This is a genomic window from Asaia bogorensis NBRC 16594, from assembly GCF_001547995.1.
GTDB classification, from domain to species: Bacteria; Pseudomonadota; Alphaproteobacteria; order Acetobacterales; family Acetobacteraceae; genus Asaia; species Asaia bogorensis.
This window is the reverse complement of the sequence record NZ_AP014690.1, coordinates 2,504,274-2,527,917: the sequence shown is the minus strand read 5'-3', so window position 1 is coordinate 2,527,917 and position 23,644 is coordinate 2,504,274. Positions and strand designations below refer to the sequence as shown.

Here is a 23,644-nt window from a genome sequence, read left to right as displayed (position 1 = left end):
TCGGGGCGGTCTCTCTGGGCCGCCTCGACCCGCAGCTGTGATCCGGTTTTGCAGGTCGCAGGGGACGACAGGAACACTTGATGCTTTGCTGCGGTGCGTCGTCTACACCCCCCGGCAGAGGCGGTTATTTGTCACCTGATTATGGGTGCAAGGCCGAAACGTGCCGCTCTAATGCTTTTGAGAGCAGGCGTTTCTTGCAAGCGCCCCTTGCTCTCGATACGCCGCCTCCGGCGCGTGCGAGGTCGAGCGCTGACCATGCAACCTGCTTCAGGCCTGTTTCCAACATCCTGATATCCCTAAACGATGAGAAGCAGAATGCCACCGCACGCTCGGGTTTTGCCAATTGCTTCGCATGATGCCTATGATCCTGCCGTTCAGAATGACCCTGTTCAGAAGGACGACAACATGAAGCCGAACTCCCGTCTCGCTCTCGCCGGTCTTGCTCTCATGGCCGGTACGGCAGCTCTGCCCTGCCTGCCCGTCACAGGGCTCGTTTCACCGGCATTGGCTGCCAGTGCCCCGGCTGCCGACGCGCTGCTGACGCTCAAGATTCTCAAGGTCGAGGGCAACAAGGCCGTCTCGACTGACGAAATCATGGCAGCGCTCCCCTATCATGTGGGTGATACCGTCACGCGCGATCAGCTCGATGCAGGCGTGCAGAAAGTGGCGGATCTCTACAAGGCCAAGAATATGGGTGCCAAGTTCAGCGAGAAGGAGCGCTTTGTCAAAAACACGGTGCAGTTCTATCTCGTGATCGAAGAGCAGGCACCACAGGCCGCCGCAGCCCCCGCGCCGTTCGTGCTCGACAAGGTCGAGTTCGTCGGCAACAAAAAAGTGCCGACCGCCGAACTTGAAGCTGTGACGAAGCTGCGTCCCGGTGCCACTGTGACAGCAGAGGCCGCAACCGCTGATACGGTGGCTATCCAGAAGGTCTATCAGAAGCATGATCTGGGCGTGCAGATCCAGCCAGTTGCCACCCAACCCAATCACGACAACCATGTCGTGCTGACCTATCAGATCACCGAGAAGTAAGGCGGTCCGATATCGTCTCTCGCTATAAACCGGCGCAGGGTGCCGCGGTACCCTGCCTGCCGGATCACCCGACCTTTCCCGTCAAGGGGCAGGCTGACCGTCCAGCGCCTCGAAGAAGGCGTCGTCTAACCGGACCGGTTTCAGGGCAGACGGAAGGTAGAGGGGGTGCTCGGGTCGGCCTCCCTTGCTCAGCCTCAGAACGAACAGGGGAATCCCGGCGGCGTGCAGGGTCTGCGCGACATGGTTGCCGCGTGCCCGTAATGAAGGGTGGGTGGGTGAGCCATAGGCCAGTATCACCTTGTCGGCCTGCCGCGCCATATCGAGCAGCGCCGCATCATTGCCTGGCCCCACAGGGTCCTCGACTTCAAGCAGACGTTTCTGGTCTGTGCAGCGATAGCCAAAGCTATTGCCGACAAACATCGCGCCATACCCCCACTCGCGGGCATAGCGCTGGCATTTGGCAACGGTCCGGTCGTCGCCATACTCGGTGGCCACAGACGGGTTCATCATAAGCCACATGATGCTGGGCTTTTCCGGCGCCCATACCCTGTGCAGGCGGTAGCGATAGCAGTCACCGGGGCCATCGTAGAGGGCGGTGCTGGTCACGTCACCCTGCAGGCGCAGGGGACGCGACGCACCGACATGGTGGGTCTTGTCTGATGAAGTCATGAATGAAGTGGCCACCCGTCACAGCGCGTGGCCCGATCCCTATTTGCGGCGGTTCTTCATGGTATCTGCCTTGAAACTCTTCAGCGCTGCCAGCGCCTTGCTGACATGATTGCCCGGAGAGTCCGTGCTGATTGTGTCGATAATCTGCCCTTCAGGCGCGATCACGTAGGTAATCCGCTGCGCAATATCGAGCATAGGCATCTTGGCATCATACAGGCGCGTGACCTTGCCATCGGTATCGGACGCTACGGGGAACTGTCCCTTGATCTGGCTGACCGAGAAATCATCCAGTTTGTGGATGTTGTCCATCGACACGCCGATGACACTGGCGCCAAGCGCCTTGAACTGGGGCATGGCGTCCGCAAAACCATGCGCCTCGGCCGTGCAGCCCTTGGTGAAGGCCGCCGGGTAGAAGTAAAGCACCACGGGGCCGTTCTTGAGGGCGTCGTGCAGCGTATAGCTGGTTTCCTGCCCATTCTGCGTGGCGGGAAGCGTGAAATCCGGTGCTTCACCCCCTTGCTTAAGCGCAGCATGTGCCGAGGGGACCGCCGCTGCTATCGAGAGTGACAGGAGAGCGGCGGAAACGGGGATAAAACAGCGTTTCATGATGTCTCCACAGGGAGCTGGGTCAGAATGATGATCCCGGAGAGACGACGACGCAGGGTGTGTCGCGGCCCATCTTCCGGCAGGCGGCCACGGCATTGTCATGGGAGAGATTGACCAGACGCGCCCGATACAGATGCGCCCGGCCCGACTGCACCGTGGAAACCTGACTACGCGCACCGGAAAGCGAAGTTCCTGCATGATTCTGGGCCTGAGCCACGGCGCGGGTGGCCTGCACGGCAGAATTATAGGCACCTACCTGGATAGCCCAGTTGCCGGGTGTGATGGCCGGGGCCGCGCGGGATGGGGCTGTCTGGCGAGCGGGGCGCGGCGTCATGACAGCCAGTACCGGCTCGGCAGAAAGACGCCGTCCGACCGGGATAGGCTGTACAGGTGCCCGTCCCGCCCAGGCCTGCGCCACATTATCGGTCGATGAGTCAGAAGACGAATCCGACGCCGAACTTGTCAGGCTTGCCATCTGGACCGGGGCGGGAGTCGCCACGATACCGCGTGCGGCCCAGGCCGAACTGACGGAAGCGCGGTTCGATGCGGGCGCAGGCGCTTCTGCCACCTGCATGTCCTGCTGGTCGGCACTGTAAGTGGCTGCCTGCGCCTGATGTCGCCATGCTGCCCGGACAGTTGCCGTTTCACTGTCATTCTGGGCGACCATGGTCGCAGCCGAGGGGTCGTGCTGGGCTACCAGCAGATCGGCCGCCGAGCGATTGCGCGGCCAGATCCCTGCGATCTGCGGCCCGACATGAGCAACATAGCGGCGGGTTTCGCGCGGCAGGGCGCGGCCCCGGCGAAGATAGGAGTCGAGACTGCCGGGACCGTCATTATAGGCAGCGAGGAAGCCCGGAGAGCCATAGATGTCGTACATCTGCCGGATATAGGCTGTGCCCGCCATGATGTTGTCATGCGGGTCATAAGCGTCGTCGCCGAGGCTGTACTGCATGCGCATATCGTCATAGGTGGGCGGCATGAGCTGCATGAGCCCCATTGCACCCGGTGCCGACGTCGTGAACTGTCCGTTGCGATCGTACAGTCTGCCTCCCGATTCCTGCATCATGACGGAGCGAATCCAGGTGCTCGGGACGTCAAAACGCTGCGATGCCTCCTCGATATACGGTCCCCATGGGTCATCTGCCGGACCTGGCGGGGCGTAGTAGGATTTGGCGTGCTCGCGGTAATGGGCGGCTTCCTGTGCAACCGGTACCTGAGGGCGCTGCGGGGTGCTGGCGCAGGCGGAGAGCAGGGCTGTCATTCCTGTGATCAGCAGGAGACGATTGGGCGGTGCCCCCGCAAGACGGGACCGGCCGGCTTCTTGCTGTCCGGTCTGGAAAGTCGAATGACGGGGAGGAGCCATGATGGATTTCACCTGATGCAACCGAGCTTGATCCGTAATATGGGGCAGGATTGAGGCAAAACTACGGAGCCGATCAAGAGAAAGAAAGCCTAAAATCACGAGATAATAGGGTGGCGAGTGATTTCGCTGGCAACATTGTGTCCCGGTTGCGGAAAAGAACCTTATCAGCTACGCGAATTGTCCTGTGCCTGGGGTGTTTTCAGGCGCCTGTCCTACAAGAGACTGTCAGCACTCCCCGGAGAGACATGAGCAAGAGTCGTTATGCCCTCGCATGGAATGATATCGTGTCAGGGCTGCGCATGTGGCGCCTAGGCGCCACGCTGGGCTGGACCGATATTCGCCTGCGTTATCGTGGCTCGGTACTGGGGCCATTCTGGCTCACGCTCTCTGCGCTTGTCATGATCGCCTCGATGGGTGTGATCTATGCGCGTCTCTTCCATATGGTGCTTCGCGATTATCTGCCCTACCTCTCGCTTTCCATGGCGCTTTGGCAGGTCGGGATCGCCAGTCTGCTGACGGAGTCCTGTACCTGCTTCGTTGAAGCGGAAGGGACGATCCATGCAATGAAACTGCCCTACACCCTTCACGCCATCAGGCTGCTGGTGCGCAACCTGATCGTGTTTGGTCACAGTATCATTGTCCCCATCGGCGTCTTTGTTGTCTACGGTGTCTGGCCGGGAATCATCAGCGTTGCGGCCTTGCCGGGCCTCGTTCTGTGGGCGCTGAACGGTTATGCGGCCTGCCTGCTGCTGGGGCCTTTCTGCGCCCGGTTCCGTGATATCACATCCGTGATCGGAGCTTTCATGCAGATTGCCTTCTACGTGACACCGATCATCTGGCAGCCAGAACAGCTGGGCCCACGTGGCCGGTATCTCGTGTTCAACCCGTTTTATGACATGATGGAGCTGGTTCGGGGGCCCATACTGGGCCATTTACCCAGCCTCAGCGTCATCGCGGTCTCCTGTTGTGTCAGTCTCGTATGGTGCGTACTGGGCTTTCTGACCTTTGTCAGAACCCGTGAGCGCCTTGCGTTCTGGGTGTAAAGACGATGGCCTCCATTACCCTTCGGGATTACTCCCTGATTTATCCCATGTTTCATGGGAGCGCACGGTCGTTCAAGAAGAGCCTGTTCAAGGGTGTTCGGCAGAAGATCCAGAACAGGCAGGCGGTGGGCGGCAGTATCGTCAGTCAGGACGATACGACCATCATCGTGGCGCTTGACACAATCACGCTCTCGATCAGCACAGGTGAACGTGTTGGCCTGATCGGCCATAACGGCGCTGGCAAGTCCACCTTGCTAAGGGCTCTGGCCGGGATCTATGAGTCGTCAAGTGGCCATTTTGACGTGCAGGGTGAGGTTCACTCGCTCCTCAGCCCTCAGGCCGGGATGAATACCGAGCTGACCGGGCGGGAGAATATTCGCCTCTACGCTCGCATTCTTGGAATGAATGAGCAGGAAGCGAAGGTTCTCGAAACAGATGTAGAGGCTTTTGCGGAACTGGGCGCTTTTCTGGATCTTCCTGTCAGGCACTATTCCTCAGGCATGGCTATTCGTCTGGGCTTTGGTCTGGCAACCTCGCCACGCCCCGAGATCCTGCTCATGGATGAGTGGTTCATGGCAGGGGATAGTCATTTTCAGGAAAAGGCCCGCGACAGGCTGAGCCGTTTGATCGAATATGTCCGCATCCTCGTAGTCACCTCGCATTCCCTGCCCATCCTGCAAAAGTGGTGCACGCGCATCATCTGGATGGAGGGCGGACGCATCAGGATGGATGGGTCGCCAGGCGAGGTCATCGAGGCCTACAAGGCTGCGGGGCAAGCCTGAACGCCACCGTGCCCTGTAAGGGGGGGCGATGGAAAGGATGAACCAGAGCCGCTGCCCTTCAGACAATCCTGAAGGGCAGCGGTGCCTTGATCGGATCAATTCGTCTCAGCTTTTGAAAATGCCCGTGATGGTCGAGAGGAGCGACAGAGCCTCCTCACGCGGGCGCTGGAACGTGTTGCGACCGATGATCGAGCCAAACCCGCCGCCAGCATGGATGCCACGGATGGTATCCAGCAGGGCCTCGGTGCTCTCATGTTCACCGCCCGAGAAGATCACGATGCGGCGCCCGGCAAAGGTTGACTGCACGACGTGGCGTACACGCGCCTCCATGGTCGAGATGTCGATCTTCTGCTCGAGATAGACCTTTTTGGCGGCCGGCAGGGAAAGCGCGTCTGTCGGCGGTTTGACCTTGATGATGTGCGCTCCACATTCAGCGGCCATATGCGCGGCATAGGCGCAGATATCGATGGCGGTCTCTCCGGCCTTGTCGAGCATCGGGCCGCGTGGGTAGCTCCAGACGATGACAACAAGACCCGCGGCCTTGGCCTCCTGGGCCAGTTCACGCAGCTCGTTCATCTGATCGAAGCAGTACTCGCTGCCGGGATAGATGGTGAAGCCGATGGCCGAGCAGCCCAGCCGCAGGGCATCGGCAATCGTGCCGGTGACGGCCTGGTTCTTCTCGGTGGCCAGCGAGTTCGAGCTGTTGCATTTGAGGATGAGCGGCAACTGACCGGCAAAGGTCGAAGCACCTGCCTCAAGCATCCCGAGGGGGGCGGCGAAGGCATTCAGTCCGGCCTCGATCGCCAGCGAGAAATGATAATGCGGGTCATAGGCCGGAGGGTTCGCCGCAAAGGAGCGGGCAGGTCCGTGCTCAAACCCCTGATCGACGGGCAAAATGACAAGTTTGCCGGTCCCAGCCAGCACACCTGTGTTCATCAGACGGACAAGATTGGCCTTGGTGCCGGGATTATCTGACTCGTAGTTGGCAAGAATCGCTTTGACCTGCGGCGTAAGTGACATGCAACGCTCCTGTTTTACTGCCATGCCCGTCATTTTTGAGCTTCCGGGCGACCATCATACCGCTGTTTAACTAATGCGCGGGCGCTCCGTTTCTTTCGTAGCGTCAACAACTCTTCACAGATGCGATATCGTTTGCACGGACGATGGATCCTGTGCCGCTCTGCCGCGTTCGGGAGGTGGCTTCAAATGGCCTGTATGCGACCCGGATTGTCGCGGCGCGGTGGGTCTATGTGGGCAATAAAGGAGCTTTCATGCGATATTCCGGTCAGGTCCCGCTATTACCGGTCAGGCGCAGCAGGCTCGCGGTCCCAGTAGTTTCCCTCATTGCAGTCCTCGGTGTGTCATTTGCCAGCGGCGAACCAGCACGAGCCGAGCCGGTTGCGCTGATCCATGCGCGTGTTGTCGATGGCACAGGCGCACCGGCACGCACGGATCTTGCGATGGTGGTCGATCATGGCCAGATCATCGGTCTGGCCACGACACCGCCTGCGGGGGGCAGGATCATCGACCTTCAGGGCAAGACAATCATGCCCGCGTTGATCAGTGACCACAGTCATGTCGGGCTGGTAGACGGGATGAGTGCGGCTTCGGCCAACTACACACGCGCCAATATTCTCGCAGCGCTTAACCAGTACGTACGCTATGGGGTTCTGACCGTGACGGCGCTCGGGTTGAACAAATCCCCCCTGTTCGATCAGCTGCGTCACGAGCAGCATGAAGGGGCCAATGATGGGGCGGATCTTTTCGGTGTCGATCAGGGTATCGGTGCGCCTGCCGGGATGCCGCCCGAAGCCATGATTGACGGCATGGGGCGTGACCAGATTTTCCGCCCGTCCACCCCGCAACAGGCACGACAGGCGGTAGACCTGATGGCCGATGAGGGGACGGATTTCGTCAAGATCTGGCTCGATGATCTGCGTCTGACCAATCCGGGCAAACCGCCCTTGCCGCTGCTCGGTGCGCCTGTCTGGGATGCAGCCATCAAGGAGGCTCACCGACGTCATCTGCGCGTGGCGGTCCATATCCATGATCTGGACCTCGCCAAAACGGCCCTCCAACATGGGGCCGATATTCTGGCGCATGGTGTGCGGGACAAGCCGGTCGATCAGAGCTTCATCACCCAGATCAGATCCACCGGAGCCTGGTATATCCCGACATTGTCGCTGGATGAGTCGACTTATTATTTTGCCGAGCATCCGGAAACACTGGGGCAGCCTGTGGCGCATGATGCCATGTCACCGGCCCTTCGCGACAGGATTGCCGATGAGCAATGGCGCAAGGATAGTCTGGCGAAGCCTTCGGTCAGCGCGGCACGCGCCGCATTGGCAATGAACGAACGCAATGTTCTTGCCCTGTATCGTGCCGGCGCGAAGATCGGGTTCGGGACTGACTCCGGGGCGACGCCGCTTCGCCTGCCCGGCTACGCCGAGCATCGCGAACTTGTCCTGCTGACGGAATCAGGCCTTACGCCGTTGCAGGCTATCAATCTGGCGACTCAGAAAGCAGCGGCTCTTCTGGGGCTGCAGGATCGCGGCGTCTTGGCTGTCGGGAAACGAGCTGATTTTCTCGTCATTGACGGCGCGCCAGACCGCACCATATCTGATATCGACCTGATCTCTCAGGTCTGGCAGCGCGGCAAGCCGGTCTCGGATGGGCTCGTCATTAAAGGGAAGACATTATGATTCGTCATTTCGGGTCAAAGCGTATTCTGGGGGTGGCCCTCGGGGCGCTCTCTCTGGCTGCCCCCTCGCTTGCGTTCGCGCAGCAAGGCCCGGCACCCCACCGCTATGCGGACGGGACTGGCAACAACATGATTGAGCAGCTGAATTCATCCCAGCTGAATAACAATTACAAGGGGCCGTATTACAACCGCGGAGAGGCACCGCCGCCGTTCAGGCCCGTGCAGGTGCAGCCGCCGCCACCCCCTGTACGCCCGCACAGGCATCATCATCGCCCGCATCCGGTACCTCCCGGACCCATGCAACCTGTTCCCCCCGGCGGTCCACGCTGAGCAGGCCCTGCCCATGACCCCTGTTGTCATTCTGGCAGGGGGACAAGGCAGTCGGCTGGGGTATCGGGACAAGGCACTTATCCCAGCCGGGAGGGGGGCTTTGCTCGATCTGCTCCTCGACCGGTTACGGCCACAGGTCGGTCCGGTTGCGCTCTCGACACGACGCGATTGCGAAACAGCCTATGGCCGCAACCTGACACAGCTTCAGGATCGACATACCGGGGCAGGCCCGCTCTGCGGTGTGCTTGCGGCACTTGAATGGGCGCAGGATCTTGGCGAGACGGCCGTATTGACGGTACCGGTCGATACGGCGCTCGTCCCGAACGATCTGTTCAGACGGCTGAAAGCGCCGCCTTGTTGCGCCATGAGCCGAGGGCGCCCTCATCCTCTCGTTGCGTTGTGGCCCGTGTCGTCTCTACCCCTGTTGGATGACTACCTGAGCGCAGGCGTGGCATCGGGCGATCACCGACACTTGGCCGTCTGGAGCTTTGCACGACATATCGATATGACCCCAATCGCGTTCGATGATGAGGGGCCGGACCCGTTCTTCAACGTCAATACGCCAGATGATCTGCTGGCTCTGACAACGCTGATTGAGGCGTGATTACGCGGACTCAGTCATCAACAGCCCAAACTCACGCAATGCCGGAACAAAATTCTCGTTTTCATGGCGTGAGCGGGCAAGCTTGACCAAGGCGAAGCGTTGCAGCGACGTCAGCGAGCCCCATGCCTCGCGTGTTGGCGGTGAGACGTCATCTGAGGCGGCCTGCTGAAGGACACAGTCAGGAATCGCCGCGCTATCACGCCAGAGATGATCCTCATTTGCCGGAAGGGGCTTGGGTGGCGCATCACAGCGTTGCGCGATAAGGGACAGAAGATGAGCGTGATAGCGGCTCTGCTCGTCTGGCGTGACACAGGCGCGTTCCAGCAATTCACGACGTTCGTCTGGAAGAAACTGGCTCCATTGGCGCAGGCTTAGCTTGATACCTGTCAGATCGAGCTTCATTCGCACACACATCGGTATGCAGCGTAACGATCCTGCAAAATCCTGCTCGAAACCGAAAATTCCCTGTGAAGCTGGTGAGGAATTAGGGATCATGTGGTCATCATTTCCAGGGTTTCGGGTCTGACAAGGCGATGGCCGCCGCAGAATACAGAGAAGCGGTCCCGCCGCGCATTGCCGATCAGGGTCATATCTGCCTTGCGGGCAATCTGGATGGCGCGATCGGTTGGAGAGGAGACCGCGACCAGTGTCGAGATACCCAGGGTCAGTGCCTTCTCAACCATTTCGTATGAGCAACGGCTGGTCAGCAGGCAAAAGCCTCGCCCCGGATCCCTTGGTGACTGGCTTAGTATGCCGATCAGCTTGTCCAGCGCGTTATGACGCCCGACATCCTCCCGCACATAATGGATAATGCCATCGGGTGAGGCCCAGGCCGCAGCATGCACCATATGAACCTGCTGGTTCAGGACCTGCTGGTCTGGCAGGGCATTGAGCGCCGCGCGTATGGATGACACCGGAATACTGTGCGCGGGAAGGCTCGGTGTTGCAGTGGCAATATCGTCAAGCGAGGTCACGCCGCAAAGCCCGCACGAACTGCCCCCGGTCAGCAGGCGCTGACCCCGACGGATCAATCGGCTGAAATCGGCACCGGTGATGCGTATATGCGCCGTTAGCTGTTCTTCATGACGCTCAATATGGCAGGAGATCATATCGCTTGGTGCCGCAATGATTTTCTCGGTAAGCACGAAACCAAGCACGAAATCATGCAGATCCAGCGGTGTGACCATCATGACCGCATGAACATGGAATTCATTGAAAATCAGGGTAAGCGGTATCTCTTCCGCAATGCCAAGCTCGATCCGCTCCTGAACGCCCTCGGGGCCAATTTCGATGGCGTGGCGCAGCACATGGGCCGCTGCAAGACTATCCGGTCTCGTCGTCATGACGTCCCCTCCGCGAGGAAAACACGCACCGGGATCGATTTGGCGGCGGGTGTGCCACTGATCTCGTCGAAATGGTTGAGAGGCAGCAAGGGGTTAAGTTCGGGGTAGTAGCCCGCAATTGCGCCGCGCGGCATGGGATAGGCCACTGCCACGAGATCGTTCACGCGGCGATGGATGCCGTCTGTCGAGATCGTTTCCAGGCTGACAACCATTTCCTGTGTAATGCCGCGCTCTTCCATGTCCTCATCATTCATGAACACGACCATGCGGGTGTTGTAGATGCCCCGATAGCGATCATTCATGCTGTAAATGGTCGTGTTGAACTGGTCATGAGAGCGTATGGTGGAAAGACGCAGCATGGCAGGATCATCGACCGCATCATCGACGGCGAGGCCCGGAAAGAGCAGGAACTGCGCCTTGCCGGTCGGGGTTTTCCACGCGCGACGACGCGGTGGAATGTCGAGATGAAACCCTTGAGGGTTGCGTATGCGCGCGTTGAAATCGGCATAGATGTCGGGATAGACCGCCGCAATCCTGTCGCGGATCAGACTGTAATCGGTGGGGAACAAGGCCCATGGGATGGTGCTGTCCGGCAGGGTAGCCTGCGCCATGCCACAGACAATGGCGACTTCCGAAAGCAGGTCCGGGCTGGCGGGCTCGAGCACGCCGCGCGAGGCGGTGACATTCGACATGGCGTCTTCGATCGTCACGAACTGTTCGCCGGTCGCCTGACGGTCGATCTCCGAGCGGGCCACGACCGGCAGGATGAGCGCATCGCGCCCGTGGACGATATGGCCTCTGTTGAGCTTGGTTGCGATACCCACGGTCAGGTCCAGACGGCGCATGGCCTCATAGGCGCGCGGTGTGTCCGGGATGGCATGCACGAAATTGCCGCCCATGCCGATAAAGACGCGGGCCGTACCGGCAAGCATTGCCTCGACCGAATCAACAGCATGATGGCCATGGTCCCGCGGAGGCTCGAAACCAAAGACATCGCGCAGTCGGTCGAGATAGACCTGGCTTGGCTTTTCATCGATGCCGACGGTGCGATCGCCCTGAACGTTGGAATGGCCCCTGATCGGCGCAATCCCTGCGCCCTTCTTGCCAAAATTGCCCCGCAGCATGAGAAAGGCCGCAATCTGCTGGATCATGCGGGCACCCTGCTGATGCTGGGTAATGCCCATGCCAAAGCAGATGATCGTGGCATTCGACCGGGCATAGATGTCGGCTGCGCGCTCGATCTGGGCCTTGTCGATGCCAGCAATACGCTCGATTTCCGACCAATCCTGCTGCATCACCTCCTGGCGCAGGGCCGCAAAACCTTCAGTGTGGGTGGTGATGAAGTCATGATCCAGCACGCTCTCGCCTGCCTGATCCCGCTCGAACAATGCCTTCATCATGCCCTTGAAGAAAGCGAGATCACCGCCGATCCGGATATGAACAAATTCGGTCGCAATCGCTGTCGATCCCCCGGTTGCCATCTGCACGGCATCCTGTGGTTCAGTAAAGCGTATGAGCGATCGCTCCGGCATGGGGTTGACCACAACGATCGGCACGTTGCGTTTGCGGGCATGGGCCAGAAGCCCCATCATGCGCGGTGAATTGGTGCCGGTATTCTGCCCGACAATGAAAATGGCCTCGGCATGGTCAAAATCATCCATGACCACTGTGCCCTTGCCAATGCCAATGGCACCCGGAAGGCCGCGACTTGTCGGCTCATGGCACATGTTGGAGCAGTCGGGGAAATTGTTGGTGCCATAGGCCCGCACAAAGACTGAATACAGAAACGCTGCCTCGTTCGAGGTTCGTCCCGAGGTGTAGAATTCGGCCTGATGTGGCGAGGCGAGGCCCCGCAGATGCTGCCCGATCAGGGCGAAGGCGTCGGGCCAGCTGCACGGAACATAGTGATCCGTCTGGGCATCATAGCGCATGGGTTCCGTCAGGCGGCCCTGTTCCTCAAGCCAGTAATCGCTCTGTGCGGCAAGATCGCTGACGCTATGCTGCGCAAAAAACTCCCGTGTGACGCGTCGCTTGGTGGCCTCGACCGCCAGACCCTTCACACCATTTTCGCAGAACTCGATCTTCTTGTGCCGCGTGGGGTCCGGAAAGGCGCAGCTCGGACATTTGAAACCGCCCGGCTGGTTCATGGCCAGAAGCGCCCGCGATCCCTTGCCCACCACGCTCTGCTCCAGCAGGGCCTTGGCCGTTGCCTTGACCGCACCCCAGCCACCCGCAGGATGGTGATAAGGGCGATAAACGGTCTTGCGTTCGGACATGGACGGGTCTCCGGTGAGGGGGCAGAACCTCATCTTAAACGCATGAACCTTGCCAGCGTCGAAATCGCGGTCTCATTTCTGCGTGAGGGAAAGCACGAAACCCCTTACACCGAAGCCCCGGCGTTGCCCGTCGGTTCAGAAACTGCTGACCACTGAGAAGAACATGCCCCGCCGCTGGCCGTACTGGGCCTGGGTGACGCCCACGCCGCTGCCGTCACGCAGCTGGTAACGATGGTCGAAAAGATTGACCACATCGGCCCTGACCTTGAGGGAATGCCCAACCGGCACCCTCGTGAAGGTATGGGCATAGCCAATGTTGAAAATGGCATAGGCAGGCTGCTTCTCGAGATTGGCAAAGCCGCTGCGCAGGCCGTAGCCATACAGGAAGTCGAGATAGGCCATATCATGCTTGTTGGCATAGGAAACCCCGGCTGAAGAGGTGAACTCTCCCTGATGGTCGAGCTGTATGCCGTGGCGCTGGATATAGGCCAGCTCTGCTGCCTCGAACTGGTATTGCGCCGAGTTGATGTCCTTCGCCCAGGTCTTGACGAAGGAGAAATTGCCATAGACCGACCAGCCTCCGTGACGCCATGAGTTGCCGATTTCCGCCCCGTAAACGCGGCCGCGGCGATAACTGAACGGTGCAAGAATGACCGCGCGCCCGAACTGCCCCAGATCGCCCTGGTCATGTGCCCATTTGCCAAACGCATCGATCGTGATCTGATAGTCGCGCGTGACATGCTGGAGAATGCCGACATCGACGTAATGCGATTTCTCGACCCGTGTGGGTATATTCAGCATCGTATCGGGCGCATTGGTCGTGCCCGCGAATTTCTGAAGCGTCGCATCCGATATGTATTGCGGCGAGGGCGGCGCGAAGTAACGGGAATAGCCGAAATGTACCGTGGTCGACGGGCTGGCTTTCCAGACCATGTTGGCGCGCGGGCTGACCTGTCCCTCGCTATTGAAAGACGAGGCAAAGCGGTCATAACGCAACCCGTAATTGAACGTCAGGCGCGGCGTGATATGAAATTCATCCTGGATATAGGCCCCGGCCTCGACGGCCCAGTTTCCGCTATGATCGATGATGCGCCTCGGGTCGATCGTGCTTTGGGCACCGGTCTCATCAACAGGAAAGGCCAGCGTGTCGGTATCGAGCTTCTCTGAGGTATATTGCGCGAGCAGGCCAAAGCGCAGCACGTGATGCGGGGCAATATCGTAGGAATTGTCGATTTGCAGACCGCCCGTGGTGAAATCATTCACTTCGTGCTGCGATATGCCTGAAAAAGCGAGATCCCTGCTGGGGTCATTGCGATAGCCGATGCGTCCGTAGCGGAAATAGGGCGAGATCTGGAGGTTCGATTTCTCTGTGCTGCGCTGGTAGGACATCACGGCATAGTAGTTCTGCTCGCTTTGGCCGTCGCGCAACAGACGCGACTGGATGTCCGGATCATCGGGTGCAATGGTGGAGGACTGATAGAGAATGGGCAGGGCGGTTGTGTTGGGCAGCTCGAAATCGGCGTAGGAAGCGCTGGTCAGGAAACTCAGCCGGCTTTCATCGTCAATCTGATAGGCGGCATAACCGAAGGCCTTGCCCTGCTGGGTCGTGTCATGGGTGGCGCGAAAGCTGTTCGTCGGGTTTTCAATACCGATGTCATTGCGGTTGTAGGAGGCCGTCACGAAGTAGTCCCACCGGCCCTTCGATCCTCCCAGTTGCAGCGACGGAATGAATGTGTTGTAGCTCCCGCCATAGAGCGAGATCTGGTTCTCCTTGAGCGTTGCGCCACTCTTGGTCTTGACGTCGATGACGCCCGACGTGCGAAAACCGAACTGGGCGGGTAGCGTGCCTGTCAGCAGGTCCACCGACTGGATGATACGACTGTCGAGTTCCTGCCCGAAGCCGTTCAGCCCCTCAGGCAACAGCACGCCGTTCACGCGATAGGTGAGGCCACCATGCTCGCCACGCACATGCACCTCGCCATAGCTGTCCATCACGACACCGGGGAGCCGGAGCAGGATCTGGCTGAATGCGGCGTTTTCACCACCCGGTGTGACCTGTATCTGCCGCTGGTCGATGCCATAGGAAACGGCCCCCAACCCCGGTGCGAGACGGCCACGGGCCTGATCCATATGGGCAGTGACAGTAATTTCCTCCCGATGCGGGGGAGGGGCGGCACTTGCCACGGCAGGCTCGCTGCCTGCTTTCGACGGCTTTGCCCTGTCCTTTGACGTCGCAACAGATTGGCGGCCTGCATGCGTGGCAGACGGTGCCGCGGGATCCCGATGCGCAGGCGGTTCCGGCGGTGATACCAATGGGGATTTTCGTGCGGGATCGGCAAGGGTTGTACCCGACATAAGAAGGAGGGCCGTGGGCAGACCAAGCCAGAACGCAGGACGACGAAAAAAGCCTGCATTATGAGTGAGTGCTCTACTGAATTCCATATACTCATTATTATAGCATTTGCTAATTTCAAACTTGAGACGAGGCATGAAAGGGTCCTGAGCAGGGTTGAGAGGCCAATAGACGAATGGAGGTGGTAAGATGCTGGATTGCCGAGGCGTCATGGCTCGCTGCGTTGCAGGCTGCGCCATGACGCTGCGGAAAGTGCCGGACTCAGCTCATGAGTGTATCGTAGAGCAGCTTGAAATTAAGCAGCAGGATCACGCCAGCGACGCCCCAGGAGAGCAGCTTCATGGGTGTGCCAATCGTGAATTGACCCATCTTGCGCTTGTCAGAAACGAACATCACGAGTGGGATGACCGCAAAGGGTAGCTGGAGCGACAGGACGACCTGGCTGAAAATCAGCAACGTGCCCACGCCATGATTGCCATAGAGTGCCGTGACCACCACGACGGGCAGAATGGCGAGGCCGCGTGTGACGAGGCGCCGGGCCCAGTGGGGCAGGCCAAGATGAAGAAACCCCTCCATCACGATCTGCCCGGCAAGTGTGCCGGTAACTGTCGAGTTGGTGCCCGCGGCGAGAAGCGCGACCGCAAACAGGGTCGAGGCCATACCCATGCCCAAAATGGGCGAAAGCAGGCGATAGGCGTCCTCGATTTCCGCCACGTCCTGATGGCCGGTATTATGGAAAGCGGCGGCCGAAACGATCAGAATGGCGGCATTGATGAAAAGCGCCAGCATGAGCGCCACTGTGCTGTCGAGTGTCGCCCATCGCAGGGCCTCACGCCGCCCGGTCTCGGTACGCGGGTAATCACGGGTCTGCACGATGGATGAGTGCAGATAGAGATTATGCGGCATGACCGTCGCGCCGATGATACCGATCGCGATATAAAGCATGGCGGGATGCGTGACGATTTCAGCCCGTGGGATGAAACCGGCCAGCACTTCTGCCACAGGGGGGGCTGCCGCCACGATCTGCGCTGTAAAACACAGGGCGATGATGCTTAAAAGCGCGATGATGAAGGATTCGAGATAGCGAAAGCCCCGATTCATCAGAAACAGGACGATCAGCGCGTCAAAGGCCGAAATCAGCGCGCCTGCCAGTAGCGGGATATGGAACAGGAGTTGCAGGGCCACGGCCGTGCCGATCACTTCGGCCAGATCGCAGGCAATGATCGCAAGCTCGCAGGTGAGCCAGAGCACGAGGTTCAGAGCGGGCGGAAGATGGTCACGACAGGCCTGCGCCAGGTCGCGTCCGGTGACGATGCCCAGACGCGCTGCAAGGGCCTGAAGGAGAATGGCCATCAGGTTTGAGATCATGATGACCGAAAGCAGCGTGTAGCCGAACTGCGCGCCACCCTGCAGATCGGTCGCCCAGTTGCCGGGGTCCATATAGCCCACAGCCACCATGTAGCCCGGACCGACGAAGGAGAGGAAACGACGTATCCAGCCCGACCCTTCCGGCGCAAGACGCACGGATGAGAAAACCTCAGGCAGGCTTTGTCCCTCACTGCCCAATGCGCGGACGAACCGCCGGGCTTTGGGCCCGGGAGGAGCCGGGTCGGGATGCGTCCCGCGAGCAGGTGGAAGAGAGGACATGATGCGTTACTCAAACCCAAGGCTTAGAAATATGCAATATACTATATTCACGAGTGAACGGTTTTGTGGATGCTAACGGTCCTGATGGCGCGAAGTTGACCGGGTATTTCCTCGCGGGTCGATGAGACTGCGAGCGGCAACGTCTGGACCGATCACGCAGCCTCGTCATGGGGGGAGACAGGCAGAATAGAAGGGATACGCGGCGGGCGAAGCGATGTCGTTCGGTAGAGGATGTTGTCAGCCGTCCATACCCCAAACGAGATGCACGCTTCGTCTACCGTGTCAGGGCGGGTTGTACTGCGAGCAACGCGCGGACTGCTGAAGGGGAGGGTGTTCGTTCAGTCGATCTGCCGCGCAAGGCTGCTGCGGGCGGTGAAGACAGGCATGCGATGACTGGAGCGCTGGCGCCACCGCGCCCCCGTCGCGGGGCCGCCAGAAAGCGTGGTCAGGACCGAGGGGATGGCGTCATGAAAGCGGTCAGGCCTGCTTCAAGCGCCTTGTGGAAAGCGGCCAGGGTCTCGTCACTGACATAATGCTCGATCCCCTCTGCATCGACCCGCACCGTCTCTTCGCTGATACCCAGAGCGCGGAGGAAATTCTCGACGATCTGATGACGGTTCTTGGCCTGATTGGCGACATCCTGCCCCATCTCGGTCAGGAACACGCCGCGATAGGGGCGGCGATGCACGTAGCCCTCATTGGCAAGGCGGGTGAGCATCTTGGCGACTGTTGGCTGTGAAACCCCCAGGCGGGTTGCGATATCCACCTGCCGCGCCTCATGGCCTTCAGCCAGAAGATCGGCAATGAGTTCCACATAGTCTTCTATCAGGGCATTGCGCCGCGCCGCCCGATTGAGACGAAAGCCTTCGGACTGCGTGTCGATATCGGGCAGGGTCATGTCACCTGCGCCGCTATCAGGCAGACCCGGCGAGGCAAACGCCTTCTCGCCCGGCTTTACATTTGCCGTCCCGCCTGCATCCTTACCCGATCGTGTCTTGCCGCCATTCATGGGTTTCTCATCGCAGATTAGGCGGGCAAGCTCAACCGTGGCGCCGATATGGCACAGTCAGAAAAGAGGCGGTGTCATAGGGCCATAGCCGTCCTGTGATCACGTCACGGTGCCTGACCGCGGCCCGCCTGATCCGGCATTGTGCGCCGCCCTCGTGCATGTCATGTCTCTGGCCTCAGCCGGCTGTTTGGACCGGGTGATGAAGGGCCGATGTCTCGTGACGAAGGCGGGCCCCACGACGGAACAGGTAAAGGCAGGAAGGACAGGATATGGCCGATCTCGACAGCATCGTTGCCGAAATCGCGCGTGACATGCAGATGATCACCGAGCGTGGCCATGTGGCAGATTACATTCCGCCGCTTGCCTGCGTCGATCCTGCCAAGTTCGGTATTGCAATCATTGACGCTGGAGGCACCGCTCATGTGGCGGGCGATGCGGATGAAGCCTTCTCGATCCAGAGTCTCTCGAAGGTATTCGGCCTGACCCTCGCCCTCACGCTGGAGGGAAGCGAGCTCTGGAGCCGCGTGCGTCAGGAGCCGTCGGGAAGTGCCTTCAACTCGATTGTCCAGCTGGAGAGCGAGCACGGTATCCCCCGCAATCCGTTCATCAATGCCGGGGCCATCGTCATTTCCGATATTCTGGTCTCCCGGCTGGGTCGTCTGGGTGCGCGTCAGGCGTTGCTCGATTTTGCGCTTTCGCAGTCCGGCGCGCCAGAGGGGCTGCATATCGATGAGAACATGGCCCGCCAGGAGCGCGATACGGGGTTTCGCAATGCCGCCCTCGCCAATTACATGCGTACTTTCGGCAATATCAGAAATCCGATCGAGGACACGCTCGATCTGTATTTCCACCAATGCGCGCTTACCATGTCGTGCCGTCAACTGGCTGAAATCGGTTGTTACCTCATGACGGGCGGGGTGGATCTGCGCTCCGGGCGGATGATCACCTCTGTGCCCGATGCCCGTACCACCATGGCCCTCATGATGATGTGCGGCCATTATGATGGGTCTGGTGCCTTTGCCATCCGGGTGGGGCTGCCGGGCAAATCCGGCGTGGGCGGCGGTATTATGGCCATCGCGCCCGGGCTGGCTTCGGTTGCCGTGTGGTCGCCGGGGCTGAACAGCCAGGGAAATTCCCTGCTGGGAACGCTCGCGCTTGAGCGTCTGGTGCAGCGAACCGGCTGGTCGGTGTTCAACCCGTTCCCCCTCTCGGTTCAGACCATTCCCTGATTCACGCGTTAGGCCTGACAGGATGGCGCTGAACAGTGGCGCTGAGGAATGGAAGGAGAGTTACCGTCGTGAGCTGTATTACCCAGTTTTCGACCATTGGGGCCCTGATGGCCGGAAATCTGCGGGCTGAGCAGAAAATCGCATCGCTATGCGCCTGCCACGAAACCGGGTTCGGCCTCGGTTGCTCTGCCGGGCTCAATAGCGAACTCACGATCTGCGATGGCCGTGTTTATGAAGCAACGGCGGGTGAGCCCTTGCATGAGTTGCCGCAGCACGACGCAGTTCCTTTCATGCAGATCACGGCGTTTCGGCCTCAGTTTCAGGTCGAAGTCGAGAACATTACCCATGAGACGGCCTATGATAGGCTGTGCACCCTGATCGCGCCCGATAATATCTTCATGGCAGTCAGCGTGACGGGGCTGTTCGAGCATCTCGTGCTTCGCCGCCCCCATCGCGCCGCAGGCGAGAGCGATCAGCATCGCGATGTTGAAGCTGTTGCCGCGAGCCAGAAAATCGACAGGTTCGAGGGGATGCGGGGTCGATTGATCGGTTTCTGGACGCCCGCCCTGTTCGGTCGCATTTCAGTTCCCGGCTTTCATTTCCATTTCCTCGACGATGAACGCCAGATAAGCGGGCATGTGCTGGAATTTGCCGCCCGTCATGCAACGCTCAGCGCGGAGGAAAAACCGACCATCGAGATTACCAACCCGCAAAGCAACTCGTTCCGGAATCGAACCATCGAGACGGACAAGCTTGATGACATGATCCACCGTATCGAGAAATAACCCGCCCCGGGACACGGGATGCAGGGCCGGACAGGCTGAACTGGCACAAAGCTCAGGCCACGTGCTTGCCATGATGGTGTTCTTCGCCATCATAGGTATTTATTTGCCTTTCTGCCGGGTCCGACGCCATGCATCCGCTCGATCGTCTTGTCATCCTGCTTTATTTTGCAGGGCTATGTTTTCTGGTCTGGCGTGTCAGCCGCCGCTCCGCAGGGTCGTCGCGGGATTTTCTCTCTGCGCATCATGACCTGCCTTGGTGGGCCCTGTGTCTCTCCCTTGTGGCGACCGAGACATCGACCCTGACATTCATCAGTATCCCGGGTATCGGCTATACGCAGGGGATGGTTTTCCTCGGTATCGCCGGGGGATATTTCATCGGGCGTGGCCTGGTCGCCCTGTGGTTTCTGCCGCGCTATGTCGAGGGCTCGATGACGAGCGCCTACACCGTGCTGGGCGCCCGTTACGGGGCCCCCATGCAGCGTCTGGCGTCCGGTGCATTTCTGGTCACGCGTTTCATGGCCGAGAGTATCCGCCTGCTTGCCGGCGCATTGCCCATCGTCTGGCTGTTCACGCAAAGCGGGTTGCCTGTGGGCCGCTGGAGCGTTCTGTCCGCCATTCTGGTTTTCACGTTGTTCTACACAATTCTCGGCGGGCTTCGTGCGGTTGTGTGGTCAGACGCGATCCAGCTCGGCATTTACGGTTTCGGGGCCGTGTTCTGTGTGGTGTATGTCTGGCTCGGCATGGTGGGACATGGCGCGCCGGGGCATGGCGCGCCGGGATCTGGTGCAGCAGGGCAGGGCTGGTCCATGGCCGTTCAGTCGGGCAAGCTCGCGGTCTTTCATCCCCTGACCGCACAGAACTGGCTGGGTGACCCCTTCACCCTCGCCGCCTCCCTTTTTGGCGGGGCTGTGCTCTCCATTGCTTCTCACGGCACAGACCAACTCATGGTGCAGCGTATTCTGGCAGCGCGTTCATTGCGGGAAGCCCGCATGGCCCTGATTGGCAGCGCTGTTGTGGTGGCGGCCCTGTTCGGGCTTCTCTCCCTTCTCGGGGTTCAGCTCTGGGTTGCCCGCGCAGGGCGCAGCCTTGCTGCGGATCATATGATGTCTTCCGACGCGCTTTTTCCTCATTTCATGATTGAAGCGTTACCCGCCGGGATTGCCGGTCTGCTTATCGCCGGGGTGCTAAGCGCCACGATGGGGTCGCTCTCTTCCACACTCAACGCGATGGCCGGGGCAAGCCTGACTGATTTCGGTCCGAGGCCCCGTCGCTGGATCGAACAGGCGGTGCAGCATATCGGCTATCGGCCTGGCCCGCTCTCTGCGCCACGCTTCATGACACTTTTATGGGGGGCTGTGCTGCTTGTCGGGGCGGCCCTGTTCACGATGGGAAGCAAATCGGCGGTTGTTCTGGGGCTTACCATCGCCGGGTGGTCCTATGGGCCGACACTGGGGGCGTTTCTCTGCGCGCTGTTTTTGCCCGGCCTCGGGGCTCGGGCGGTCATGGCGGGATATGTCGCATCCCTTGCTTGCATGGCGCTTGTACTGATCGTTGGTCAGCTGCGTGGTGTCGCGATTGCCTTTTCATGGCTTGTGCCACTGGGCATCCTGTTTCACCTTGGTGCTGCGGGGCTGTATCGCGCTTTGGCGGGACAGCGCGCCGCTCGCCCAGAAGCTGCCAGTCAGGAGCCCCAACGTGACTGAAACACCGTCAGATATCCTTCCGCAGACGCATGCTGTGGAGAAACTCCAGACGGAGCAGCAGGACCCGCGCTACGCCACGATCGAGCTTTGGCCAACGGCATCGATCCTCGATGCGCTGGCTGAAGCGCAGATGGCGGCCACGGCGCTTGTCCGGGAGGCTGTTCCATCGCTTGAAGCGGTCATTGAGGCGGCCCTGCCGCGTTTACGGCGGGGAGGAAGGCTCTTTTATGTCGGTGCCGGCACGGCGGGCCGGGTAGGTATGCAGGACGGGGTGGAACTGACCCCCACCTATGGTTGGCCGCCGGAGAAGCTGGTGATGCTGCTGGCAGGAGGCAGTGCCGCCGTATCGCAGGCTGCCGAGGGGGCCGAGGATGATGAGCAGGCGGCCTGTGCGGAGATGAACGCCAACCATGTGGGTCCCGATGATGTGGTGTTTGGCATCGCGGCGAGCGGCAACACACCTTACAGCTGCGCGGCGCTCGGTTTCGCGCGCAGCAAGGGGGCGCTTACCATTGGCATAAGCTGCGTGGCAGAGGGTCGCCTGCTGCGTGAGGCCGAGCTTGGCATTGCACTGCCAACAGGCGCCGAAGCGGTCGCGGGCTCGACACGGCTCAAGGCAGGGACAGCGCAGAAAGCAGCGCTCAACCTGCTCTCAACCACGCTCATGATCCGTCTCGGGCATGTCTATCAGGGGCTGATGGTCGATATGCGTGTCACCAACGCCAAGCTGGCACGGCGAGCGATCGGCATGGTGCGCCGCATCGCCGGGGGAACCGATGCGGAGATCGGGAATGCGCTGAAACAGGCCGATGGCAACGTCAAACGTGCTGTGCTGCTCCGTCACGGCATGACGCTGGAAGAAGCCGAACTCGCCCTGAAGACGCATGGGGGTGATCTGCATGCGATACTGGGCCGCAAGACAAAGACCGGCTCATGATCTCGTCCCGACAGGATGACGGGCCCCCAACGGGGCATGACGGCAGATATGAAGGCACGGGCAGATTTCTGCGCGTGATCGGTCTGATGAGCGGTACATCGCTCGATGGGGTGGATGCCGCCCTGATCGAGACGGATGGCGTGAGCGTACGGTATCGCGGCGCTGCGGTTAGTCTGCCCTATGAGGCCTCATTGCGTGAGCGTGTTTATGCCCTGTTCGGCCAGGCAGCCGCCTTTGCCGGTGAGACGCTCGACGCCCTGCCGGAAGAATTCAGGGCGGTCGAGCGCGAACTGACCGATGCCCATGTGCGGGCTGTGCAGCAAGTGCTGAAGCAGGAAGGTACGGCCGATCTTGTCGGGTTTCATGGCCAGACACTTTATCACGCGCCGGAAAAGGGGCGGACATGGCAGATGGGCGATGCCTCTCGTCTGTCCCACCTGACCGGGCTGCCGGTCATCCATGATTTTCGTTCGGCCGATGTCGCGGCAGGCGGGCAGGGCGCCCCTTTGGCGCCCTGGTATCATGCGGCCTGTCTGGGCGATATGCAGGGGCCAGTGGCGATCCTCAATATCGGCGGCGTGGCCAATGTCACCTTCGTTGGGGCGGATGGGACCATTTTGGCAGGCGACACTGGCCCGGGGAACGCGCTGCTTGATGACTGGGCCCTGCGCCATACAGGCGTGGCGTGCGACCGGAATGGCGCTCTGGCGCGTGCGGGGCAGGTCGATCAGGCTATTCTGGCCGGTCTGATGGCCGATACTTTTTTCGCACGGCCCCTGCCCAAATCGCTGGATCGGCAAGCTTTTGCGATGGCGCTGGAGCGCGTGTCGGGACTGGGGGCAGAGGATGGCGCGGCGACCCTTGTGGCCTTCACGGTGCGCAGTATCGCCCAGAGCGCCCTACCGGAGGTGCCGCGTGGCTGGTTCGTGTGCGGGGGCGGGCGGCACAATCCGTCGATCATGCAGGCGCTGAGCCATGCTTTGCCGGGCACGGTCGCGGCGGTGGAAGCGCTGGGGTGGAATGGTGATATGGTCGAGGCCGAGTGCTTTGCCTTTCTTGCCATGCGCAGCTTGCGCGGCTTGCCGCTCTCATCGCCCGGCATCACAGGGGCGCCCGGTTTCGGCTCGGGGGGCAGGCTGAGTTGCTCAGCGCTCGTTCCATCGTCGGTTCTTGGAGGGGCATTCACCCGCTGATGGGATTTCAGGAGTGGGTCTGCGCGTTCTTTCATCGTG

The 23,644-nt window shown here is 60.3% G+C and carries 21 protein-coding genes; 11 read left to right on the top strand and 10 right to left on the bottom strand.

Features of this window, described 5'->3' with window-relative positions; all coding sequences use genetic code 11:
- The first annotated feature begins 315 nt into the window (after nucleotides 1-315).
- A complete protein-coding gene (locus Asbog_RS11100; protein WP_171840690.1) occupies nucleotides 316-1,032 on the top strand; it encodes a POTRA domain-containing protein in 717 nt (238 codons plus the stop codon).
- Between the two features lie 81 nt (nucleotides 1,033-1,113).
- On the opposite strand, the gene Asbog_RS11095 is transcribed toward Asbog_RS11100, so the two are convergent.
- Genes Asbog_RS11095 through Asbog_RS11085 form a run of 3 tightly spaced genes read right to left on the bottom strand, consistent with a single transcriptional unit; the run spans nucleotide 1,114 to nucleotide 3,670 of the window.
- Nucleotides 1,114-1,701 carry a DUF1643 domain-containing protein gene (locus tag Asbog_RS11095; protein WP_062165184.1) on the bottom strand — a complete coding sequence of 196 codons (588 nt, stop codon included), beginning with the start codon at nucleotides 1,699-1,701 and terminating at the stop codon, nucleotides 1,114-1,116.
- A 39-nt stretch (nucleotides 1,702-1,740) separates the two neighbouring features.
- A complete protein-coding gene (locus Asbog_RS11090; RefSeq protein ID WP_062165183.1) occupies nucleotides 1,741-2,307 on the bottom strand; it encodes a peroxiredoxin in 567 nt (188 codons plus the stop codon).
- A 22-nt stretch (nucleotides 2,308-2,329) separates the two neighbouring features.
- On the bottom strand, nucleotides 2,330-3,670 hold the full coding sequence (locus Asbog_RS11085; protein ID WP_083510998.1) for a lytic transglycosylase domain-containing protein: 1,341 nt from the start codon (nucleotides 3,668-3,670) through the stop codon (nucleotides 2,330-2,332).
- A gap of 245 nt (nucleotides 3,671-3,915) precedes the next feature.
- Here Asbog_RS11085 and Asbog_RS11080 point away from each other — a divergent pair, with 245 nt between their 5' ends.
- Entirely contained in the window at nucleotides 3,916-4,713 is a 798-nt protein-coding gene (locus Asbog_RS11080) for an ABC transporter permease (protein ID WP_062165182.1), read from the top strand.
- A 5-nt stretch (nucleotides 4,714-4,718) separates the two neighbouring features.
- Nucleotides 4,719-5,495 carry an ABC transporter ATP-binding protein gene (locus Asbog_RS11075; protein ID WP_062165181.1) on the top strand — a complete coding sequence of 259 codons (777 nt, stop codon included), beginning with the start codon at nucleotides 4,719-4,721 and terminating at the stop codon, nucleotides 5,493-5,495.
- A gap of 105 nt (nucleotides 5,496-5,600) precedes the next feature.
- Here the strand turns inward: Asbog_RS11075 and Asbog_RS11070 are convergent, their stop codons facing one another.
- Nucleotides 5,601-6,515, bottom strand: a complete 915-nt coding sequence (locus Asbog_RS11070; protein ID WP_062165180.1) for a class I fructose-bisphosphate aldolase — start codon at nucleotides 6,513-6,515, stop codon at nucleotides 5,601-5,603.
- 251 nt (nucleotides 6,516-6,766) lie between these two features.
- Here Asbog_RS11070 and Asbog_RS11065 point away from each other — a divergent pair, with 251 nt between their 5' ends.
- From Asbog_RS11065 to Asbog_RS11055, 3 genes are read left to right on the top strand one after another with little or no spacing between them, the layout of a single operon-like run.
- Nucleotides 6,767-8,197 carry an amidohydrolase family protein gene (locus Asbog_RS11065; RefSeq protein WP_083510997.1) on the top strand — a complete coding sequence of 477 codons (1,431 nt, stop codon included), beginning with the start codon at nucleotides 6,767-6,769 and terminating at the stop codon, nucleotides 8,195-8,197.
- Nucleotides 8,194-8,526 carry a hypothetical protein gene (locus Asbog_RS11060; RefSeq protein ID WP_062165179.1) on the top strand — a complete coding sequence of 111 codons (333 nt, stop codon included), beginning with the start codon at nucleotides 8,194-8,196 and terminating at the stop codon, nucleotides 8,524-8,526. Before Asbog_RS11065 ends, Asbog_RS11060 begins: the two co-directional genes overlap by 4 nt.
- Nucleotides 8,527-8,539: 13 nt before the next feature.
- Complete coding sequence (locus Asbog_RS11055; protein ID WP_083510845.1) at nucleotides 8,540-9,130, top strand: molybdenum cofactor guanylyltransferase; 591 nt, start codon at nucleotides 8,540-8,542, stop codon at nucleotides 9,128-9,130.
- On the opposite strand, the gene Asbog_RS11050 is transcribed toward Asbog_RS11055, so the two are convergent.
- The 6 genes from Asbog_RS11050 to mntR all read right to left on the bottom strand — a co-directional run bounded on the left by Asbog_RS11050 (nucleotide 9,131) and on the right by mntR (nucleotide 17,647).
- Nucleotides 9,131-9,625 carry a nitrate reductase associated protein gene (locus Asbog_RS11050; protein ID WP_062165177.1) on the bottom strand — a complete coding sequence of 165 codons (495 nt, stop codon included), beginning with the start codon at nucleotides 9,623-9,625 and terminating at the stop codon, nucleotides 9,131-9,133.
- On the bottom strand, nucleotides 9,622-10,473 hold the full coding sequence (gene fdhD, locus Asbog_RS11045; RefSeq protein ID WP_083510844.1) for a formate dehydrogenase accessory sulfurtransferase FdhD: 852 nt from the start codon (nucleotides 10,471-10,473) through the stop codon (nucleotides 9,622-9,624). Before fdhD ends, Asbog_RS11050 begins: the two co-directional genes overlap by 4 nt.
- On the bottom strand, nucleotides 10,470-12,749 hold the full coding sequence (locus Asbog_RS11040; protein ID WP_062165175.1) for an FdhF/YdeP family oxidoreductase: 2,280 nt from the start codon (nucleotides 12,747-12,749) through the stop codon (nucleotides 10,470-10,472). Before Asbog_RS11040 ends, fdhD begins: the two co-directional genes overlap by 4 nt.
- Nucleotides 12,750-12,884: 135 nt before the next feature.
- Nucleotides 12,885-14,879 (bottom strand): TonB-dependent receptor, encoded by a 1,995-nt coding sequence (locus Asbog_RS11035; RefSeq protein ID WP_371861644.1) that lies wholly within the window; start codon nucleotides 14,877-14,879, stop codon nucleotides 12,885-12,887.
- Between the two features lie 484 nt (nucleotides 14,880-15,363).
- Nucleotides 15,364-16,749, bottom strand: coding sequence for an Nramp family divalent metal transporter (locus Asbog_RS11030; protein ID WP_062165174.1), 1,386 nt, complete (start codon nucleotides 16,747-16,749; stop codon nucleotides 15,364-15,366).
- Between the two features lie 445 nt (nucleotides 16,750-17,194).
- Nucleotides 17,195-17,647: a manganese-binding transcriptional regulator MntR gene (gene mntR, locus Asbog_RS11025; protein WP_031241733.1), complete on the bottom strand. Its 453-nt coding sequence runs from the start codon at nucleotides 17,645-17,647 to the stop codon at nucleotides 17,195-17,197.
- 380 nt (nucleotides 17,648-18,027) lie between these two features.
- On the opposite strand from mntR, the gene Asbog_RS11020 reads away from it, so the two are divergent.
- From Asbog_RS11020 to Asbog_RS11000, 5 genes are all read left to right on the top strand, one after another.
- Nucleotides 18,028-18,987 carry a glutaminase gene (locus tag Asbog_RS11020; protein ID WP_062165173.1) on the top strand — a complete coding sequence of 320 codons (960 nt, stop codon included), beginning with the start codon at nucleotides 18,028-18,030 and terminating at the stop codon, nucleotides 18,985-18,987.
- 68 nt (nucleotides 18,988-19,055) lie between these two features.
- Nucleotides 19,056-19,772, top strand: coding sequence for an acetolactate decarboxylase (locus tag Asbog_RS11015; RefSeq protein WP_062165172.1), 717 nt, complete (start codon nucleotides 19,056-19,058; stop codon nucleotides 19,770-19,772).
- A gap of 128 nt (nucleotides 19,773-19,900) precedes the next feature.
- A complete protein-coding gene (locus tag Asbog_RS11010) occupies nucleotides 19,901-21,475 on the top strand; it encodes a sodium:solute symporter (protein WP_062165171.1) in 1,575 nt (524 codons plus the stop codon).
- Entirely contained in the window at nucleotides 21,468-22,412 is a 945-nt protein-coding gene (locus Asbog_RS11005; RefSeq protein WP_231944566.1) for an N-acetylmuramic acid 6-phosphate etherase, read from the top strand. Before Asbog_RS11010 ends, Asbog_RS11005 begins: the two co-directional genes overlap by 8 nt.
- On the top strand, nucleotides 22,409-23,605 hold the full coding sequence (locus tag Asbog_RS11000; RefSeq protein ID WP_083510843.1) for an anhydro-N-acetylmuramic acid kinase: 1,197 nt from the start codon (nucleotides 22,409-22,411) through the stop codon (nucleotides 23,603-23,605). The genes Asbog_RS11005 and Asbog_RS11000 overlap by 4 nt, the downstream gene beginning before the upstream one ends.
- Nucleotides 23,606-23,644 lie beyond the last annotated feature (39 nt).

What these genes read in the sequence shown, in the direction of transcription:
- Asbog_RS11100 (WP_171840690.1), top strand. Translation starts at nt 316, where the DNA reads ATGCCACCGCACGCTCGGGTTTTGCCAATTGCTTCGCATGATGCCTAT.
- Asbog_RS11095 (WP_062165184.1), bottom strand. Translation starts at nt 1,701, where the DNA reads ATGACTTCATCAGACAAGACCCACCATGTCGGTGCGTCGCGTCCCCTG.
- Asbog_RS11090 (WP_062165183.1), bottom strand. Translation starts at nt 2,307, where the DNA reads ATGAAACGCTGTTTTATCCCCGTTTCCGCCGCTCTCCTGTCACTCTCG.
- Asbog_RS11085 (WP_083510998.1), bottom strand. Translation starts at nt 3,670, where the DNA reads ATGGCTCCTCCCCGTCATTCGACTTTCCAGACCGGACAGCAAGAAGCC.
- Asbog_RS11080 (WP_062165182.1), top strand. Translation starts at nt 3,916, where the DNA reads ATGAGCAAGAGTCGTTATGCCCTCGCATGGAATGATATCGTGTCAGGG.
- Asbog_RS11075 (WP_062165181.1), top strand. Translation starts at nt 4,719, where the DNA reads ATGGCCTCCATTACCCTTCGGGATTACTCCCTGATTTATCCCATGTTT.
- Asbog_RS11070 (WP_062165180.1), bottom strand. Translation starts at nt 6,515, where the DNA reads ATGTCACTTACGCCGCAGGTCAAAGCGATTCTTGCCAACTACGAGTCA.
- Asbog_RS11065 (WP_083510997.1), top strand. Translation starts at nt 6,767, where the DNA reads ATGCGATATTCCGGTCAGGTCCCGCTATTACCGGTCAGGCGCAGCAGG.
- Asbog_RS11060 (WP_062165179.1), top strand. Translation starts at nt 8,194, where the DNA reads ATGATTCGTCATTTCGGGTCAAAGCGTATTCTGGGGGTGGCCCTCGGG.
- Asbog_RS11055 (WP_083510845.1), top strand. Translation starts at nt 8,540, where the DNA reads ATGACCCCTGTTGTCATTCTGGCAGGGGGACAAGGCAGTCGGCTGGGG.
- Asbog_RS11050 (WP_062165177.1), bottom strand. Translation starts at nt 9,625, where the DNA reads ATGATCCCTAATTCCTCACCAGCTTCACAGGGAATTTTCGGTTTCGAG.
- fdhD (WP_083510844.1), bottom strand. Translation starts at nt 10,473, where the DNA reads ATGACGACGAGACCGGATAGTCTTGCAGCGGCCCATGTGCTGCGCCAC.
- Asbog_RS11040 (WP_062165175.1), bottom strand. Translation starts at nt 12,749, where the DNA reads ATGTCCGAACGCAAGACCGTTTATCGCCCTTATCACCATCCTGCGGGT.
- Asbog_RS11035 (WP_371861644.1), bottom strand. Translation starts at nt 14,879, where the DNA reads ATGGATCAGGCCCGTGGCCGTCTCGCACCGGGGTTGGGGGCCGTTTCC.
- Asbog_RS11030 (WP_062165174.1), bottom strand. Translation starts at nt 16,749, where the DNA reads ATGTCCTCTCTTCCACCTGCTCGCGGGACGCATCCCGACCCGGCTCCT.
- mntR (WP_031241733.1), bottom strand. Translation starts at nt 17,647, where the DNA reads ATGACCCTGCCCGATATCGACACGCAGTCCGAAGGCTTTCGTCTCAAT.
- Asbog_RS11020 (WP_062165173.1), top strand. Translation starts at nt 18,028, where the DNA reads ATGGCCGATCTCGACAGCATCGTTGCCGAAATCGCGCGTGACATGCAG.
- Asbog_RS11010 (WP_062165171.1), top strand. Translation starts at nt 19,901, where the DNA reads ATGCATCCGCTCGATCGTCTTGTCATCCTGCTTTATTTTGCAGGGCTA.
- Asbog_RS11000 (WP_083510843.1), top strand. Translation starts at nt 22,409, where the DNA reads ATGATCTCGTCCCGACAGGATGACGGGCCCCCAACGGGGCATGACGGC.